We start from the raw sequence: 15,834 nt of genomic DNA on the forward strand, positions 1-15,834 counted from the left end.
GTCATCAGAAATCGGCCTCTCTGCGCTGAAGGACCCGGAATTGGAAGAGGGACACGACCGTGATCACGATGAAGAAGATCACGGCGTTCGCGGATTGATAGGCGAACTCGCCGCCGCTGAATCCGCCGCGGAAGATGAGCAGCGTGACGGATTCTGTCGCGGTGCCCGGTCCGCCGTTGGTGAGGGCGACGATCGGGTCGAACACCTGGAGGAAGTTCTTCAGGCTCAGCACGACGTTGATCGAGAAGAACGCGCTGATGAGCGGGAAGGTGATCGACCAGAACTGGCGCCACGTCCGCGCGCCGTCCAGTGATGCCGCCTCGTACAGCTCGGCGGGGATCGTCTGGAGCCCGGCGAGATAGATGATGATCGAGAACGCGCACGACTGCCAGACGGCCAGCGCCACGATCGCCGTCCACGCCCACGTCTCGTTCGTCAGGATGTTGTCGGCGAAGAGCGGGATGTTCGGCAGGAGCTTGGGCAGCGAGTTCGAGAAGAAGAACTGGAACACGTAGCCGATGATCAGGATCGCCAGGATGTAGGGGACGAAGTAGACCCCGCGCCAGAACTCGCGCGCCTTGATCTTGGCGTTGAGTCCCATCGCCACCGCGAGCGAGATGACGTTCGTCAGGATCGTCGCGACGATCGCGAACAGGAACGAGAATCCGTAGGCGTTGAGGATCCGGCTGTCCTTGAACAGGTTCACGTAGTTCGACAGGCCCACGAAGTTCCAGTCGCCGTAGCCCGGGTAGTTCGTGAAGCTGAAGAAGATGCCCACCAGTACAGGGAGCGTGTGGAAGAAGGCGAACGCGATGACCGCGGGCCACACCATCCAGTAGAAGGCACCCGGGGCGCGCTTCGTCTCCGAGCGCATCCGGCTGGCCCGCTTCTTCGCGGCGCCGCCCGTGGACGAGGCGCGCACGGCCTCGGTGAGGGTTGTCATGTCACTCTCCTGTCACGGGGATCGTGCGAGCGGCCACTTTCCGCCACTCGCTGTCAAGGGTGGCGAGGGCCGCTTCGGCGTCGCCGGTGAAGAGGAACTGCTGGTCGATCGCGGCGAGCGGGATGCTGGGCGGGATCTGGTGGTCGATGAAGCCCGTGATCATCCCCGCGTCGAAGAACGGCTTGATCGACTGCAGCGAGGGGTCGTCGCTGATCTGGGTCCCCTTCACGGAGGGCACCATGTTCTGCGAGGCGGCGAACTCCTCGATGACGTCGGGCTCGAAGAGGTAGTTGATGAACCGCAGCGCCTCCTCCTGGTGCGGGCCGTTCTTGCCCATCGTCACCGTGACGTCCACGCCCGAGACGAGCAGCCGGTCGTCCGGGTCGTCCGTCGCGGGGTACGGGAAGATGCCGGCCCGGATATCGGGGTTGACCGCCTTCACCGGGTTGACCGCCCAGATGCCCTGCAGGAGCATCGCGACCTCGCCGTTTGCGAACGCGGCGTTGCCGTCGTCGTAGGTCTTGCCGCGATAGCCGTCCTGCATGTAGCCGTACAGCTGGTACTGCTGGTCCATCGCCTCCGCGAAGTCCTTCGAGAACGACACCTCGGAGTCGGGGCCGACGTTCTCGCCCTCGGCCCGCATCTGGTCCCAGAAATCGCCCTGGGACGGATACGCGCCCAGCGCGTTGAACGAGGGCAGGCCCGTCCACGAGTCGGCGAGCGTCCCGTAGAAGGGCGTGATGCCGGCGTCCTGCAGGGCGTCGCAGACCTCGATGAACTCGTCCCACGTCTCGGGGGCCTCGAGGCCCTGTTCCTCGAAGATGTCCATGTTGTAGATCACGCCGTTGGCGTTGTTGACGTAGCCGAGGCTGTTGACCTCGCCCTCCTTGTTGCCGAGATCCGCCAGGATCTCCTGCACCGCGGGGTTGATCGTCTGCAGCACGGGCTCGTCCGAGAAGTCGTAGAACACGCCCGCCTGCGCGAGCTTGCCGAATCCGCCGTTGGCGTTGAGCGTGATGACGTCGGGCGCCTTGTCCTTCACCAGCAGCGCGCGGATGAGCGTGTCGGCATCCGCGACCTGGTTCTGCACGACCTTGATGTCGGGGTTCTCGGCCTCGAAGTCGGCGATGATCTCGTTGAAGTCCTCGAGCGCCTCTCCCTTGAACTGGAAGAAGTTGAGGGTCGTCACCCCGTTCGAGGGGTTGGCGGCGCAGCCGCCGATCGCGGCCGCGACCGCCACGAGGGCGAGTACCGCAGCGGGCCTGCCGTAGCGGGCTGTGGGTTTCATCGTGCGCCTCCTTGCGCGTGGGGTTTCAGGCGAGGGCTTCGAGCTCGACGACGGTCGAGCGCTGGGGGAACTGCACGGGCGGGCGCACGCCGGCGACGGCGAGCTCCCTCCCGCTCATGACGGTGTCGTGGAGCGTCCACTCGAGCGGCGACTGGCCGGCGTCCGCATAGGGCTCACCGGGGGAGTGCACGGTCAGGCGGTACCGGCGGGCCGGGTCGAGCCCCGGCATCCGGATCCTCCCCGGCGGGTAGGCGACGGTCGTGGCGACCTGCGTGATCGTGAAGAAGGCGGATGCCGCATTGTCCGCGACGATGCCGCGCACATCGAGTCCGGGGTCGGTGCCGTCGACGTCGACCGTCCGGCCCGTCGAGACGAGCGGGCGGACGCGCTTGGCGAGGTCGACCCACTCGGCGACGCGGCGGCGGGTCTCGTCGTCGGCCGAGGTGAGGTCCCACTCGACGCCGAAGTGCCCGAAGAGCGCGACGGCGGCGCTGAGACCCAGGCCGACAGCGCGGCCGGACGAGTGCACGACGGGGCTCGTGAGGTGCATGCCCATGAGCTCGGGCGGCACGACGAGCGCCGTGTGCCGCTGGTTCTCGAGGCGCTCGAGCGGGTCGAGGCTGTCGCTGGTCCAGATCCGGTCCGTGCGGTCGAGGATGCCGAGGTCGACGCGGGCTCCGCCCGACGCGCAGCTCTCGATCTCGAGGCCGGGGTGCGCCGCCTTGAGCTCGTCGATGAGGCGGTAGACGGCGAGCGTGTGGTCGTGCACGCGTGCGACGCCCTCGGGGCCCGAGCCTGCGTCCACGAGGTCGCGGTTGTGGTCCCATTTGAGGTATGCGATGTCGTGCTCGTCGAGGATCGCGTGCAGGCGCTCGGCGATGTAGGCGTAGGCCTCGGGGTGCGCGAGGTCGAGCACCTGCTGCTGGCGCGCGGACGGCGGGAGCTGCATGCGGCCGCGGAGGATCCAGTCCGGGTGCGAGCGCGCCAGGTCGCTGTCGGGGTTGACCATCTCGGGCTCGACCCACAGGCCGAACTCCATGCCGAGGCCGCGCACATGGCGGATGAGGGGGTGCAGACCGGCCGGCCACACGGTCGCGTCGACATACCAGTCGCCGAGGCCCTTCGTGTCGTCGCGCCGACCGGCGAACCAGCCGTCGTCGAGTACGAACCGCTCGATGCCGACTGCCGCCGCGGCATCCGCGAGGGCCGTGAGCTTGTCGAGCGAGTGGTCGAAGTAGACGGCCTCCCACGTGTTGAGGGTCACGGGGCGGGGACGGCGCGGATGCTGTGGGCGGGAGCGCCACTCGTCGTGGAAGCGGTGCGCGACCTCGGTGAGCCCGTCGCCCCACGACCCGATGACCCACGGCGAGGCGAGGGCTTGACCCGGCTCGAGGATCGCCTCGCCCGGGCCGAACAGCTCGCCGCCGGCGAGGAAGGCCTCGCCCGTCACGGTGCGCTCCGCGAGCACGCGGTGGTTGCCGCTCCACGCGACGTGGATGCCGTGGACGCGCCCGGACTCGAAGCCGAAGCCGGGACGGCCCGCGGCCAGAAGGAGCGTCGCATCGGCTCCCGGCCGGCCGCGCCGGCTCTCGCGGAGGTGCGTGCCGAACGTGAAGGCGCGGCGCTGCGCGCTGCGCTCGCGCAGGTGGCGGCCTGTCGTGTCGAAGAGCTCGGTCGCGTCCCACGGCACAGGGAATGCGAGGTGCAGCGACTGCACGGTGTAGGCCGTGTCGCCCGTGTTGCGCAGCGTGATGCGCTGGTGGAGGAGGCCGCCGGTGCCGACCCGGAGCTCGACCTGCGCCGCGAGCCGGGCCTCGGAATCGACGAGGGCGAGCACGGCGCGGTGATCGTTGGACTGCACGCCGGCGACGTCGAAGCGGGCGCTGAACGCGGCGCCCGACCGGTGGCCTTCGAAGGCGGGAGTGCCGAGCCACCCCGTGGCAGGCGTCGCGACGACCGTGAGGCGGGGCGTCGCGTCGAGTCCGCCCGATACGCGCTGAGGGCGTGCCGCGACCGCGAGTCCCTGGAGCGTCTGAGGCGTCGAGTGGACGAGCTCTTCGCCCCAGTGGACGATCGCGGGACCGCCGTAGGCGTCGAGATCGACGACGACGCTCGTGCCGCCGCGGCGCAGGTGCAGGACGTTCGCGCTACCTGCGGAGGGGACGGATGCCGCGTGCTCGGCGCCGAGCGAGGCTTCAGGGCGGGTCATGGAATTAGTTCTAGCACGGAAATAAACCATTCAGCAATCCCCTTTTCCGAGATTCCGGATGGGCGTATGGTCGGACTATTCGTGTCAAGATGAAACCAATGGTGAAAGGCAACGGGGGAGTTCGTCGATGCTGACCGACAGCGAGAAGGCGCTCGCGCGGGCGGTGCTCATTCACGGACCCATCTCGCGAAGCGCGCTGACGACCCGCCTCGGGCTGTCCCCTGCGAGCCTCACGCGGCTCGCGAAGCCTTTCCTCGATCGCGGTCTGCTGGTGGAGCTGGACGACACGTCGGACGGTTCCGTAGGCCGCCCCGTGCGCCCGCTCGACGTCGCCCCCGGCGTCGGCCGGTTCGTCGGGGTCAAGCTGACGGGTGAGGCGCTCCACGCCGTCGCGACCGACGTGCGCGCCTCGCTGCTCGACTCCGTGAGCCGCCCGCTCGCCTCGACCGCCCCCGGAGACGTGGCCGCCGAGATCGCCCGTGCGATCGACGAGCTCGGTCTCACCGAACCCTCCGGCGTCGGCGTCTCGGTGGGCGGATCCGTCCGCCAGGACAGGGTCGAATACGCGCCGTTCCTGCACTGGGAGGACGTGCCGTTCGCGGAGCTCCTGGAGCACGTCGTGGGCGTGCCCGTCTCGCTCGAGAACGACCTCGTCGCGCTCGCGGAGGCCGAACGCTGGTTCGGGCTCGGGCGCGGCATCCCCGGATTCACGGTCATCACGATCGGCGCGGGGGTCGGCTACGGGCTGGTCGTGCACGGGGAAGTCGTCCGCTCCCGTGAGGCGGGGCTCGGACTCGGCGGCCACCTGCCGCTGAGTGCGAACGGGCCTGTGTGCCAGGAGGGCCACCGCGGCTGCGCCCAGGCGATGCTGAGCTCGGGGTCCATCTCGGCGCAGGTGTCGGCATCCCTCCAGCGCCCCGTCGAGTACGCCGAGGCGCTCGACCTCGCCGCGGCGGGCGATCCCGCCGCGCGGGCCGTCGTGGACGCCGCCGCCGACGCGCTCGGGCGGTTCGTCGCGCTCGCGGCCAACCTCACGCTCCAGCCGGCGACCGTCCTGGCGGGCGAGGGCATGGGCCTGTTCGCCGTCGCGGAGGACCGCGTGCGCTCGGCGATCGACGCCGACCGCGATCCCCGAGCCGACCCCATCCAGCTCTACGTCGACGACACGGCGTTCACGGCGTGGGCGCGCGGCGCCGCCGCCGTCGCGATCCAGGCGGCCGTGGACCGGCTGCGCCTGGACTGATCCGAAAGGCTCCGCATGACCGACGCGACCAATCCGCTGCTCGACCCCGCCACGGCTCCGTGGTGGACGGGCGCGGTCGTGTACCAGATCTACCCGCGCTCGTTCCAGGATTCGGACGGCGACGGGGTGGGCGACCTCCGCGGAGTCCTCCAGCGGGTCGACCACCTCGCCGAGCTCGGCGTCGACGTCGTCTGGTTCTCGCCGTTGTACCGCAGCCCGCAGGACGACAACGGCTACGACATCAGCGACTACCAGGACGTCGATCCGCTCTTCGGCACGCTCGAGGACCTCGACGAGGTCGTCGCGGCACTGCACGAGCGCGGGATCAAGGTCGTGATGGACCTCGTGGTGAACCACACGAGCGACGAGCACCCGTGGTTCGTCGAGTCGCGCTCGTCCACCGACAGCCCGAAGCGCGACTGGTACTGGTGGCGCCCGGGACGGGAGGGGCTCGAGCCCGGCACGCCGGGAGCCGAGCCGACCAACTGGGGATCGGTGTTCTCGGGTCCCGCGTGGGAGTACGACGAGGCGACCGGCGAGTACTACCTGCATCTGTTCAGCCGCAAGCAGCCCGACCTCAACTGGGAGAATCCCGAGGTGCGCGAGGCCGTGTACGCCATGATGCGCTGGTGGCTCGACCGCGGAATCGACGGGTTCCGGATGGACGTCATCAACCTCATCTCCAAGCACATCGGGGAGAGCGGCGAGCTCGCCGACGGGGTCGTCACGACCGGGCCGCACGGCGACGGCTGGGCGGGAAGCGTCAACGGCCCCCGCCTGCACGAGTTCCTGCAGGAGATGCATCACGCGGTCTTCGACGGACGCCGCGGGAGCCTGCTGCTCGTCGGCGAGACGCCCGGCGCGACCGTCGACGACGCGAAGGTCCTGACCGACCCGGCCCGCCAGGAGCTCGACATGATCTTCACGTTCGAGCACGTGGGCCTCGACCACGGCACGGGCGGGCGCTTCGACGTCGTGCCGCTGGACCTCCTCGCGCTCAAGGCGACGATGGCGCGGTGGCAGGCGGGACTGCACGAGGCGGGGTGGAACGCCCTGTACTGGGAGAACCACGACCAGCCCCGCGTCGTCTCTCGCTTCGGCGACGACGGCCGCTATCGGCGGGAGTCCGCGACGATGCTCGCGACGATCCTCCACCTGCACCGCGGCACGCCGTACGTCTACCAGGGCGAGGAGCTCGGGATGACGAATGCGCACTTCGACTCGTTCGACGACTACCGCGACATCGAGTCGCTGCGCCACGTCGAGCAGGCGCGCGCGCTCGGGAGCGCGAGCGACGAACAGCTCCTGAAGGGACTCGCCGACGGCAGCCGCGACAACGCGCGCACGCCGATGCAGTGGGATGCCTCTCCCGCGGCCGGCTTCACGACGGGCACGCCGTGGCTCGCGGTCAACCCCAACCACGTCACCGTCAACGCCGAGGCGGAGCGGGGGGACGAGGCATCCGTCTTCCACCACTACCGGCGCCTCATCGCGCTGCGCCACGACGACCCCGTCGTCCGCTTCGGGGATTTCGCGCTGCTGCTGCCGGAGGACCCGCATGTGTACGCCTTCACGCGCACTCTCTCCGACACGACACTGGTCGTCCTCGGCAACTTCACCGGGGACGACCAGGCCGTGGTGCTGGACGCTGATGCGTTCGGCGAGGTCGAAAGGGTGATCGGCAACTACCCCGAGGCCGAGCCCGGTGCAGTGCCGATCACCCTTCGTCCGTGGGAGGCGGTCGTGCTGCGCCTCGGCTAGACCTCAGACCGCTCCTGTCGAGCCCATCTCGGACTGCGCGCGTGCGGCCGAGCGCTTGGTCTCCTCGGCGACCGTCTCACCGCTCGCCTTGGCATCGTCGGCGACGTGCTGTGCCGCCGTCTGAGCGGTGTCCTTGACGGAGGTGACGGCGTCGCGCGCGGGCTCCTTGAGGTTCTCGCCGACTTCGCGCGCAGCATCCTTCACTTCGTCCATGAGCGGCTGGGCCTTGTCCTCGACCTTCTGGGCGAGCTCGCGCTCCTTGTCCGACGGCGGGATGAGGGCCGCGACGAGGAGCCCCGCGCCGAAGGCGATGAGTCCTGCGGCGAGCGGGTTGCCCTGCGTTCCGCGCTTGATGTTGCGGCCGGTGTCCTCGACGCCATGCGCCACGGCGTGACCGGCATCGGAGATCGAGGATCCCGCGTCGTCGGCTGCTCCCATGACGCGCTCGCGAAGTCCGCCGAACGCGCGCTTGACCTTGTTGGCCTGGCGTTCCACGATCTTCGACGGCGTGACCTTGTCGGCGAGCGCGTCGACATCCTGGCCCAGCTCGCGGCGGGTCGACTCGATGTCCGCGCGGATCTCTTCGGGTGACTGAGTGCTCATCGGTTCTCCTCGTTCCTCTTCAGCGCCTCGGGGATCTCCTTCAAGGTGTCCACCGTCTGGGGCGCCCCTTGCACCTTCTTCATGTTCTTGCGGCCGACCACGAAGAGGATCGCCGCGGCGATGCCCCAGATCACGGCCACGATGACTGCCGACCAGCCCAGGCTGTCGATGAGGTCGCCAAGACCCCACCAGAGCGCGATCGACAGGAAAAGGATCGTCATGTGCCCCGCGTAGGCGCCGGCGCCGAGCATGGCGCCCGCCTTGCCGGCGTTCTTCGCGGACTCGCGGAGCTCGGCTTTGGCGAGCTCGAGCTCCTGGCGCATGAGTGTCGACATGTCGCCGGTCACCTGGCTCACAAGCTCCCCGAGGGAGGAGTTCGCGGCCTGGCGCTCGGACGGCGTCTCGTCGCCCACCGATCCGGCAGGGGTTACGTCGAACCTCTGCGCAGCTGGGTTCTGGTTGGTCATCCCCGCTCCTCAGCCCGGTACAGCGGGTCGTCCGTGTCCGTGCCGACCGACTGCGGGCGAGCCGCACCGGTGACTCCGTCCGAGCCGTAGCCGCGCGTCGCGTAGCCCGTGCCGGTCGTGCCGTACGCGGCACCCGTCGTGCCGTAGTCGGTGCGCATGGAGTCGTAGCCGGTGCCCGAGGGCAGCTGGCCGTACTGACGCGACGACTCGAGCTCGGGAGAGCCCGCTGCCACGGCGCGGGTCAGGCGGCCGACGACCACGCCGGCCAGTGCGGCCACCGCGAGGAACACGATGGGCCGGCGCCGGGCATAGCGCTTCACTTCGTCCAGGACCCCGCCGGGGTCGCGCGACCCCAGCCACGACGCCGCGCCGTCGAGGCGGTACGAGACCTCGCGGACGATGTCCTTCGCCATGCCCCCGTCCGTGCTCGAGTCGGCCATCCCGCGCAGATCCTGACCCGCCGTGCGCAGGCCCTGGGCGAGCTTCTCCTGACGCCCGGCTGCCTGGTCGCTCAGCTCCATGCGGGTCTGGTCGTACAGACGGGAGAACTGGGTCCGCGCCTCACGGCCGACCTCGCGGGCCTCCTCCTTGGCGGTCTCGACGACGCCGGCCGCTTCGTCCTTCGCGGTGCCGACGACGTTCGAGGCCTCGCGCTTGGCGGTGTCCATGGCGCCCGCTGCCGGGGTCGATGGGGTGGATCCGGCACCCGTGGTGGCGGGCGCGGTGGATCCGGTGGGCGTCCAGGTGGCGGCGGGGTTGGCGTCCCCGCCCGTAGGCAGCGTGTCACGCGTGTCTGACATCGCCACTCCTTCCATTCAGGCGGCCTCGAGGGCCGGTGTCGTTCAGTCCTACGTCGCATCCGGGCATCGCACTCGGGGGTTGCGCCCCGGGGGGAGGGTGTGGCATACCACCCGCGGGATCCGGTTGGTTGACACGCGGGTCGCGGGCCGTCAAGCCCTCGCCGGCGCGCAGGTGCGGCTCGTAGAGTGGCCGCTTCCGACCACGCCGAAAGATGCCGAAGGATGCCGAAGGGGGTCGCCACCTGTGCGCATCGGATTCCACGCCTCGCACGAGCAGTTCCCGCCGTCCACTCTCCTGAGCCTCGTGCACCAAGCCGAGGCCGCGGGGTTCGATGCCGCGATGTGCTCCGATCACTTCGCCCCCTGGGGGCTCGCGCAGGCGCAGTCGGGCTACTCCTGGAGCTGGCTCGCGGCCGCGCTCGCGACGACGTCGCTGCGGATCGGCGTCGTGACAGCGCCCGGCCAGCGAATGCACACGGCGGTGGCGGCGCAGGCCGTCGCGACGCTCGAGGAGATGTTCCCGGGCCGCTTCTGGGCGGCCCTCGGCAGCGGCGAGGCCCTGAACGAGCACATCACGGGCGACGCGTGGCCGGCCAAGGCGGACCGCGAGACGCGCCTGCGCGCCGTCGTGGACGTCATGCGGCGTCTCCTCGCGGGTGAGCGCGTCGACCACGACGGCGCCGTGCGCGTGCACGACGCCCGGCTGTGGACCCGCCCGGCAGAGCCGCCGCCCCTGCTCGGTGCGGCCGTCTCACGCGAGACGGCCGAGTGGGTCGCGGGCTGGGCCGACGGGCTGGTCACCGTAGGGCACGATCCCGAGGCGCTGCGCCGGGTCGTCGAAGCGTATCGGGATGCCGGGGGCCGCGGTCCGTGCGCCGTGCAGGTGCACGTGGCGCTCGGTGCGACGGAGGACGAGGCCCTCGGCGTCGCGGCGGCCCAGTGGCGTCAGGCGACGGTGCCGGGTCACGTCATGTGGGACCTCGAGCAGCCCGAGGACTTCGACGCGCGATCCCATCCGGGAGATGACGAGGCGCTCCGCGCCGGCGTGCTGATCGGGGCGGACGCCGATGCGATGGCGGCCCGCGTCGCCGAGCTCGCCGGCTGCGGCTTCGACGAGGCCTATCTCCACCACGTCGGCGTCGACCAGTCGGTGTTCATCGCCCGCGCAGGCGACGAGCTGCTTCCGGCGCTGCGGAGGCGGACGTGAGGATCGCCGACACGGGCGACCTGTGGTGGCGGGGTGCGGTGTACTACTGCCTCGACGTCGAGACGTTCCGCGACGGCGACGGGGACGGCATCGGCGATTTCACCGGACTGACGGAGTCCATCGGCTACCTCGAGCAGCTCGGTGTCACGTGCGTGTGGCTCATGCCGTTCTTCCCGACGCCCGACCGCGACGACGGCTATGACGTGAGCGACTTCTACGGTGTCGACCCGCGCCTGGGAACACTCGGCGATGTCGTCGAGTTCGTCCGAACGGCGCGCAGTCGCGGCATCCGGGTCATCATCGATCTCGTCGTCAACCACACGTCCGACCGCCATCCCTGGTTCCAGCAGGCCAGGCGGTCGCGCAACTCCCGGTATCGCGACTTCTACGTCTGGCGCGATCGGCCGACGCGCAACTCGAAGAACGTCGTGTTCCCGGGCGAGGAGCAGAGCATCTGGGAGTGGGAGCCCAGGACCGAGCAGTTCTATCTGCACTCGTTCTACCGCCATCAGCCCGACCTCAACCTGGCCGATCCGCGGGTGCGCGAGGAGATCTCGAAGATCGTGGCGTTCTGGCTGACTCTCGGGATCTCCGGCTTCCGCATCGACGCCGTCCCGTTTCTGCTGTCGGGTGACGGGGCTCCGTACGACACCGATCCGCACGAGTTCATCCGTGACCTCAAGCGGTTCGTGGGGCGCCGCTCGAGTGAGGCGATGCTTCTCGGCGAGGTGGCGCTGACACACCAGGAGCAGCTGGCCTACTTCGGCGGCCCGGATGCCGGCGAGCTCGACGCGCAATTCGACTTCACGCTCATGGACGCGCTGTACCTGGGCTTCGTCCGCGAGACGGCCGAGCCGATCGCGCGGGCGCTGCAGTCCCGGCCGACGATGAACGAGCCGATCGCGTGGGGGAACTTCCTGCGCAACCACGATGAGCTGACACTGCAGCTGCTGTCGGACGACGAGCGTGCCGAGGTCTTCGACGTGCTCGCGCCCGACCCCGCCCAGCGGATCTACGGTCGCGGGATCCTGCGCCGCCTCGCCCCCATGCTGGACGGCGATCCGAGGCGGCTGAAGCTCGCATACAGCCTGCTCTTCTCGCTGCCCGGATGCCCCGTCCTGTACTACGGCGAGGAGATCGGGATGGGCGAGAACCCGGAGGTCCCCGGGCGCGGCGCTGTGCGGACGCCCATGCAGTGGTCGCCGGGGCGCAACGGCGGGTTCTCGACGGCGCGTCCGTCGAGGCTGCCGTCGCCCGTGACGAGCGGCGGGTACGGTCCCGCTCACGTCAACGTGCGCGACCAGCAGATGGACGAGGGCTCGCTGTACCACTTCATCCGCTCGCTCATCGCGCGCTACCGCGCGACGCCCGAGATCGGGTGGGGGGACGTGGAGATCCTCGACGTGGGGACGCCGCAGGTGCTCGCGCACCTGCTCCGGACGGAGGAGGAGGGGCGCATGCTGGCACTGCACAACCTCTCGGCCGCGCCTGCGACGGCGCTGCTGCCCGCCGCGCGCGACGTGGGGCGCAGCATCCTGAGCGATCTGCTGACGGTCCGCGAGTTCGCGCTCGACGAGACGCGGACCACCGAGGTCGCTCTCGACGGCTACGACTTCGTGTGGCTGCAGCTCCAGGAGCCGGGCGGCCTCTGACGAGGGCGGGGATCACGGGCGTACGCTGGAAACGGAGTCTCGTCACAGGCGTGCGAACCTCCCGCGCGCGACCTCAGCCCCAGGACCCGAACCACGCCGGGCGTGCCACCCCCCGCCTGCGCACCCTCGCGCAGCAGGTCATCAGGGAGGGGTCACCATGGGAAAGTTCGTCTACGAGGGCACCGTCCACGTCGAGTTCGAGGATCGGGTCCTCGCGCACCTCCAGTTCGTCATCGGCGTCAAGCTGCGCCGCGGGGAGTCGTTCCACTTCAGCTGGCGTGACGACGTGAGCCTCGGCGACGGGCGAACCACGGTGTGGCTGCACCCGCGCTCGTCGATCGTCTACAAGTACTACGGGAGTCGCCGGCCGGCGCTCAACCGCGCGTGGCTGGACGCGCTCTCGATCACGGCCAATTCGAACTCGGGCCTGTACGTCGTGCCGGAGCCACCCGAGTACACCGAGGCCCAGCCGCACCCGGGCGACGAGCTGCACTGACCCGAGAAGACAGTCGCCCCGATTGTCAACCCCCTCCCCGCGCGCGGGCGAGACGACGCAGAGTCTTCATCATCCGACCGGCGGTGCCGGCGGTCGGCGCGGGTGAGGCGGAGATGACGAAGACGCACGTGCACAGGACGTCCAGCGAGACTGTCGATCCCTCGCAGCTGCCCGGGTACGCACCCGAGCGCTCGAAGAAGGACGAGGAGCGCCGCAGACAGATGTCCGGGAAAGGGTACGTGCCCGTTCGCTCGTACCGCATCCCCGCAGACCGGCACGAATAGCGGGTCCGGGCACACCGGGTCCGGCCCCGCGAGGGGCGGAGCAGGGAAGTGATCGACGTGACGACATCCATGGCCGATGGGTCCGTGCATCAGCTCGAGCTCGTACCGCTCGGGGTCGGGGGATGGCGGCTGTGCGATCGCAGTCTCGAGGCCGACGATCCGGTCAGCATCGTCGCGTACGTCGAGCAGACCGCAGACGGCATCGAGGTCGTATGGCTGCAGGGCCGGTCCGGCGTGTCGTTCTACGCCGAGCTGGCCGATGTCTTCCGTGCCGCCGTGTCCGACTTGTCGCCCGGCGGCGTGCCCCGGTCGACACGGCCGATCGAGATCCCGCATTTCGCCCCGCGTACGACGCTTTCCTGACGAGCGCGGCATGTCCCCGCCTGCGCACGACCGTCCCGAGTCCCTGTGGCATCGCACGAGCGGAGCCATCGCCACGGATGCGCGCCCGGAGCGCGCCGATGTCGTCATCGCGGGCGCAGGACTCACCGGTCTCGCGGCGGGGATCATGCTGGCTCGTCAGGGACGCGGCGTCGCCGTCCTCGAGGCGCGCACGGTGGGCGCCGTCACGACGGGCGGAACGACCGGGAAGCTGAGCCTGCTTCAGGGAACCGTCGCGACAGGTATTCGCGCGCATGCGGGCGAGGACGTGCTGCGGGCGTACTTCACGGGCAACCGTGCAGCCCAGGACTGGGTGCGACGCGAGGCCGGAGGGGACGAAGACGTCATCCAGTCGCGCACGGCGTTCACCTACGCGACGACACGAGAGGGCGACGACGCGGTGCGCCGCGAGGCGGACGCGATGGCGCTCGGGGGTCTGCCCGTCGAGGTCGAGGGTCCCGATGCCGACACCGGCCTCCCGTTCGCGGTGACCAGCGCGCTCCGGATGCCGGACCAGGCCCAGCTGCACGCGCTCCGGCTCCTCGCACGACTCGCCGCCGAGTTCCGTCGCCTCGGCGGCCGCATCGTGGAGGGTGCTCGCGTCACGGGGGCCGACGGCTCCGACGGTGGTCTGATCGTGCGCTCGACGGCCGGGGACGTCGAGGCCCGGCTGCTCGTGCTCGCGACGGGGACACCCGTCCTCGATCGCGGACTCTTCTTCGCCAAGCTCGTGCCCTCGCGATCGCTCGTCGCAGCGTACCGGCCGGCGCAGGGCATGCCGCTGCCCCCCGGCATGTACCTGTCCGCCGATCCGCGCAGCCGGTCGGTGCGCGCTGCGAGCGACGGCGCGGGCGGCGAACTCCTGCTCGTCGGGGGAGAGTCGTTCGTCCCCGGTCGCGAGGCGAGCGTGCGCAAGCTCCGTGACGTGCTCGACGAGTGGGTCGCGGAGCACTTCCCGGGTGCAGTGCGCGAGCTGTGGTGGGCGGCCCAGGACTACCGCATGGTGTCGCACGTGCCGTTCGCCGGCCCGCTTCCCCGGGGCGGCGGTCGCATCTACGCCGCCACGGGGTACAGCAAGTGGGGCATGACGAATGCCGTGGCCTCCGCGCTCGCCATCTGCGGCCAGATCGCCGGAGAAGAGCCGGACTGGTCCTCGGCCCTGCGGGCGCATCACCCGACGATGAGCGACGCGGGCGAGGCCGTCGGAGCCAATGCCGAGGTGGCGGGCCGTCTCGTCGGCGACTGGTCGAAGGCCGAGTTCTCCCGCGCGCCGGACGCGCCGCCGCCCGAAGGCACCGGACGCATCTCGCGTGCGGGCCTCAAGCCCGTCGCGGAGTCGACGGTCGACGGCGTGACGTGCCGGCTGTCGGCCGTCTGCACGCACCTCGGCGGCATCGTCTCGTGGAACGACGCCGAGCGATCGTGGGACTGCCCCCTGCACGGCTCGCGCTTCGCCGCCGACGGGCGGCTGCTGGAGGGGCCGGCCGTCGCCGATCTCGGGCGCGCCGACTGACCTGCGCCCTGCCGGATCGCCGTGCGGATGTCAACCCGATCGGCGGATGCCGGGCGCGTGGATACCGTCGCGGACAGACGTCCTGTCGATTCAAGGAGACGAAGATGAGCAACGAGCCCACCGATCCGCGAGACAAGCACGAAGACGAGTTCCCCGCCCAATCGCAGGAGCAGCCCGGCAAGACCGACGAGATGCGTCAGGAACCGGATCACGGCGAGGATTCCTACCGCGGCTCCGGCCGCCTCGAGGGTCGGCGTGCGCTCATCACGGGCGGGGACTCCGGCATCGGCCGGGCCGTCGCGATCGCGTTCGCGCGCGAAGGCGCCGACGTCGCGATCGCGCACATGCCGGAGGAGATCGAGGACGCGGACGACACGGTCAGGCTCATCGCCGATGCGGGTCGTCAGGGTGTGAGCTTCGCAGGCGACCTCCGCGACGAGCGGTTCGCGACGTCGATCGTCTCCGACACGGTGTCGCAGCTCGGCGGTCTCGACATCCTCGTCCTGAACGCGGCGTACCAGAAGGACCGCGAGAGCATCGACAAGCTCGAGACCGACGAGTTCGACCGCGTCTTCAAGACCAATCTCTACGCGCTGCTCTTCTCGGCGCGGGCCGCCGTGCCGCACCTCCAGCCGGGGGCGTCGATCATCGTGACCTCATCGATCCAGGCGTTCAACCCGTCGCCGGCCCTCATCGACTACGCCATGACGAAGGCCGCGCAGGTCGCGTTCGTCAAGGCGCTCGCGGAGGAGCTCGGGCCCAAGGGCATCCGCATCAACGCCGTCGCGCCGGGCCCGATCTGGACCCCGCTCATCCCCGCGACGGGATGGGATGCCGAGAAGGTGACGTCGTTCGGAAGCGACACGCCCCTCGGTCGGGCGGGTCAGCCTGCTGAGCTCGCCGGCGCCTACGTGTACCTCGCCTCGGAAGCCGCCTCGTACGTCTCGGGCGCCGTGCTTCCCGTGACCGGGGGCAAAGGCCTCTGAG

Annotated in this window: 14 protein-coding genes; 8 read left to right on the forward strand and 6 right to left on the reverse strand. The window is 70.2% G+C overall.

Translation table 11 applies throughout. From position 1 onward, the window contains the following. Positions 1 to 4: 4 nt before the first annotated feature. From ABZ477_RS07960 to ABZ477_RS07970, 3 genes are read right to left on the reverse strand one after another with little or no spacing between them, the layout of a single operon-like run. Positions 5 to 943: a sugar ABC transporter permease gene (locus ABZ477_RS07960; protein ID WP_360130546.1), complete on the reverse strand. Its 939-nt coding sequence runs from the start codon at positions 941 to 943 to the stop codon at positions 5 to 7. Between the two features lies 1 nt (position 944). Next, on the reverse strand, positions 945 to 2,231 hold the full coding sequence (locus tag ABZ477_RS07965; RefSeq protein WP_360130549.1) for an extracellular solute-binding protein: 1,287 nt from the start codon (positions 2,229 to 2,231) through the stop codon (positions 945 to 947). 25 nt (positions 2,232 to 2,256) lie between these two features. Then, a complete protein-coding gene (locus tag ABZ477_RS07970) occupies positions 2,257 to 4,440 on the reverse strand; it encodes an alpha-galactosidase (RefSeq protein WP_360130552.1) in 2,184 nt (727 codons plus the stop codon). Positions 4,441 to 4,567: 127 nt separating this feature from the next. Between ABZ477_RS07970 and ABZ477_RS07975 the strand changes: the two genes are divergently transcribed. Together ABZ477_RS07975 and ABZ477_RS07980 are read left to right on the forward strand one after the other, a co-directional pair. Then, positions 4,568 to 5,683, forward strand: a complete 1,116-nt coding sequence (locus ABZ477_RS07975) for an ROK family transcriptional regulator (protein ID WP_360130555.1) — start codon at positions 4,568 to 4,570, stop codon at positions 5,681 to 5,683. 15 nt (positions 5,684 to 5,698) lie between these two features. Next, the gene (locus ABZ477_RS07980; protein WP_360130558.1) at positions 5,699 to 7,444 is read left to right on the forward strand and encodes an alpha-glucosidase; all 1,746 of its coding nucleotides are present in this window, start codon (positions 5,699 to 5,701) and stop codon (positions 7,442 to 7,444) included. Positions 7,445 to 7,447: 3 nt separating this feature from the next. On the opposite strand, the gene ABZ477_RS07985 is transcribed toward ABZ477_RS07980, so the two are convergent. Genes ABZ477_RS07985 through ABZ477_RS07995 form a run of 3 tightly spaced genes read right to left on the reverse strand, consistent with a single transcriptional unit; the run spans position 7,448 to position 9,314 of the window. Continuing rightward, a complete protein-coding gene (locus ABZ477_RS07985) occupies positions 7,448 to 8,047 on the reverse strand; it encodes a DUF3618 domain-containing protein (protein WP_360130561.1) in 600 nt (199 codons plus the stop codon). Continuing rightward, a complete protein-coding gene (locus ABZ477_RS07990) occupies positions 8,044 to 8,514 on the reverse strand; it encodes a phage holin family protein (protein ID WP_360130564.1) in 471 nt (156 codons plus the stop codon). The genes ABZ477_RS07985 and ABZ477_RS07990 overlap by 4 nt, the downstream gene beginning before the upstream one ends. Then, a complete protein-coding gene (locus ABZ477_RS07995) occupies positions 8,511 to 9,314 on the reverse strand; it encodes a hypothetical protein (RefSeq protein WP_360130567.1) in 804 nt (267 codons plus the stop codon). The genes ABZ477_RS07990 and ABZ477_RS07995 overlap by 4 nt, the downstream gene beginning before the upstream one ends. Before the next feature lie 244 nt (positions 9,315 to 9,558). Here ABZ477_RS07995 and ABZ477_RS08000 point away from each other — a divergent pair, with 244 nt between their 5' ends. From ABZ477_RS08000 to ABZ477_RS08025, 6 genes are all read left to right on the forward strand, one after another. Beyond that, complete coding sequence (locus tag ABZ477_RS08000; protein ID WP_360130570.1) at positions 9,559 to 10,521, forward strand: TIGR03885 family FMN-dependent LLM class oxidoreductase; 963 nt, start codon at positions 9,559 to 9,561, stop codon at positions 10,519 to 10,521. Then, positions 10,518 to 12,173: an alpha-amylase family protein gene (locus ABZ477_RS08005; RefSeq protein ID WP_360130573.1), complete on the forward strand. Its 1,656-nt coding sequence runs from the start codon at positions 10,518 to 10,520 to the stop codon at positions 12,171 to 12,173. The genes ABZ477_RS08000 and ABZ477_RS08005 overlap by 4 nt, the downstream gene beginning before the upstream one ends. 157 nt (positions 12,174 to 12,330) lie before the next feature. After that, on the forward strand, positions 12,331 to 12,669 hold the full coding sequence (locus ABZ477_RS08010; protein WP_360130576.1) for an ATP-dependent DNA ligase: 339 nt from the start codon (positions 12,331 to 12,333) through the stop codon (positions 12,667 to 12,669). Between the two features lie 332 nt (positions 12,670 to 13,001). Continuing rightward, on the forward strand, positions 13,002 to 13,316 hold the full coding sequence (locus tag ABZ477_RS08015) for a hypothetical protein (protein WP_360130579.1): 315 nt from the start codon (positions 13,002 to 13,004) through the stop codon (positions 13,314 to 13,316). 10 nt (positions 13,317 to 13,326) lie between these two features. Continuing rightward, positions 13,327 to 14,847 carry an FAD-dependent oxidoreductase gene (locus ABZ477_RS08020; RefSeq protein WP_360130582.1) on the forward strand — a complete coding sequence of 507 codons (1,521 nt, stop codon included), beginning with the start codon at positions 13,327 to 13,329 and terminating at the stop codon, positions 14,845 to 14,847. Between the two features lie 104 nt (positions 14,848 to 14,951). After that, positions 14,952 to 15,833: an SDR family oxidoreductase gene (locus ABZ477_RS08025; protein WP_360130585.1), complete on the forward strand. Its 882-nt coding sequence runs from the start codon at positions 14,952 to 14,954 to the stop codon at positions 15,831 to 15,833. Position 15,834: the final 1 nt, after the last annotated feature.

Origin of the sequence: Microbacterium sp. NPDC019599 (assembly GCF_040632175.1) — a bacterium.
GTDB lineage: Bacteria > Actinomycetota > Actinomycetes > Actinomycetales > Microbacteriaceae > Microbacterium.

Bases quoted from the DNA above. Each gene is read 5' to 3' on its own strand.
- ABZ477_RS07960 (WP_360130546.1), bottom strand. From the start codon at position 943: ATGACAACCCTCACCGAGGCCGTGCGCGCCTCGTCCACGGGCGGCGCC.
- ABZ477_RS07965 (WP_360130549.1), bottom strand. From the start codon at position 2,231: ATGAAACCCACAGCCCGCTACGGCAGGCCCGCTGCGGTACTCGCCCTC.
- ABZ477_RS07970 (WP_360130552.1), bottom strand. From the start codon at position 4,440: ATGACCCGCCCTGAAGCCTCGCTCGGCGCCGAGCACGCGGCATCCGTC.
- ABZ477_RS07975 (WP_360130555.1), top strand. From the start codon at position 4,568: ATGCTGACCGACAGCGAGAAGGCGCTCGCGCGGGCGGTGCTCATTCAC.
- ABZ477_RS07980 (WP_360130558.1), top strand. From the start codon at position 5,699: ATGACCGACGCGACCAATCCGCTGCTCGACCCCGCCACGGCTCCGTGG.
- ABZ477_RS07985 (WP_360130561.1), bottom strand. From the start codon at position 8,047: ATGAGCACTCAGTCACCCGAAGAGATCCGCGCGGACATCGAGTCGACC.
- ABZ477_RS07990 (WP_360130564.1), bottom strand. From the start codon at position 8,514: ATGACCAACCAGAACCCAGCTGCGCAGAGGTTCGACGTAACCCCTGCC.
- ABZ477_RS07995 (WP_360130567.1), bottom strand. From the start codon at position 9,314: ATGTCAGACACGCGTGACACGCTGCCTACGGGCGGGGACGCCAACCCC.
- ABZ477_RS08010 (WP_360130576.1), top strand. From the start codon at position 12,331: ATGGGAAAGTTCGTCTACGAGGGCACCGTCCACGTCGAGTTCGAGGAT.
- ABZ477_RS08020 (WP_360130582.1), top strand. From the start codon at position 13,327: ATGTCCCCGCCTGCGCACGACCGTCCCGAGTCCCTGTGGCATCGCACG.
- ABZ477_RS08025 (WP_360130585.1), top strand. From the start codon at position 14,952: ATGAGCAACGAGCCCACCGATCCGCGAGACAAGCACGAAGACGAGTTC.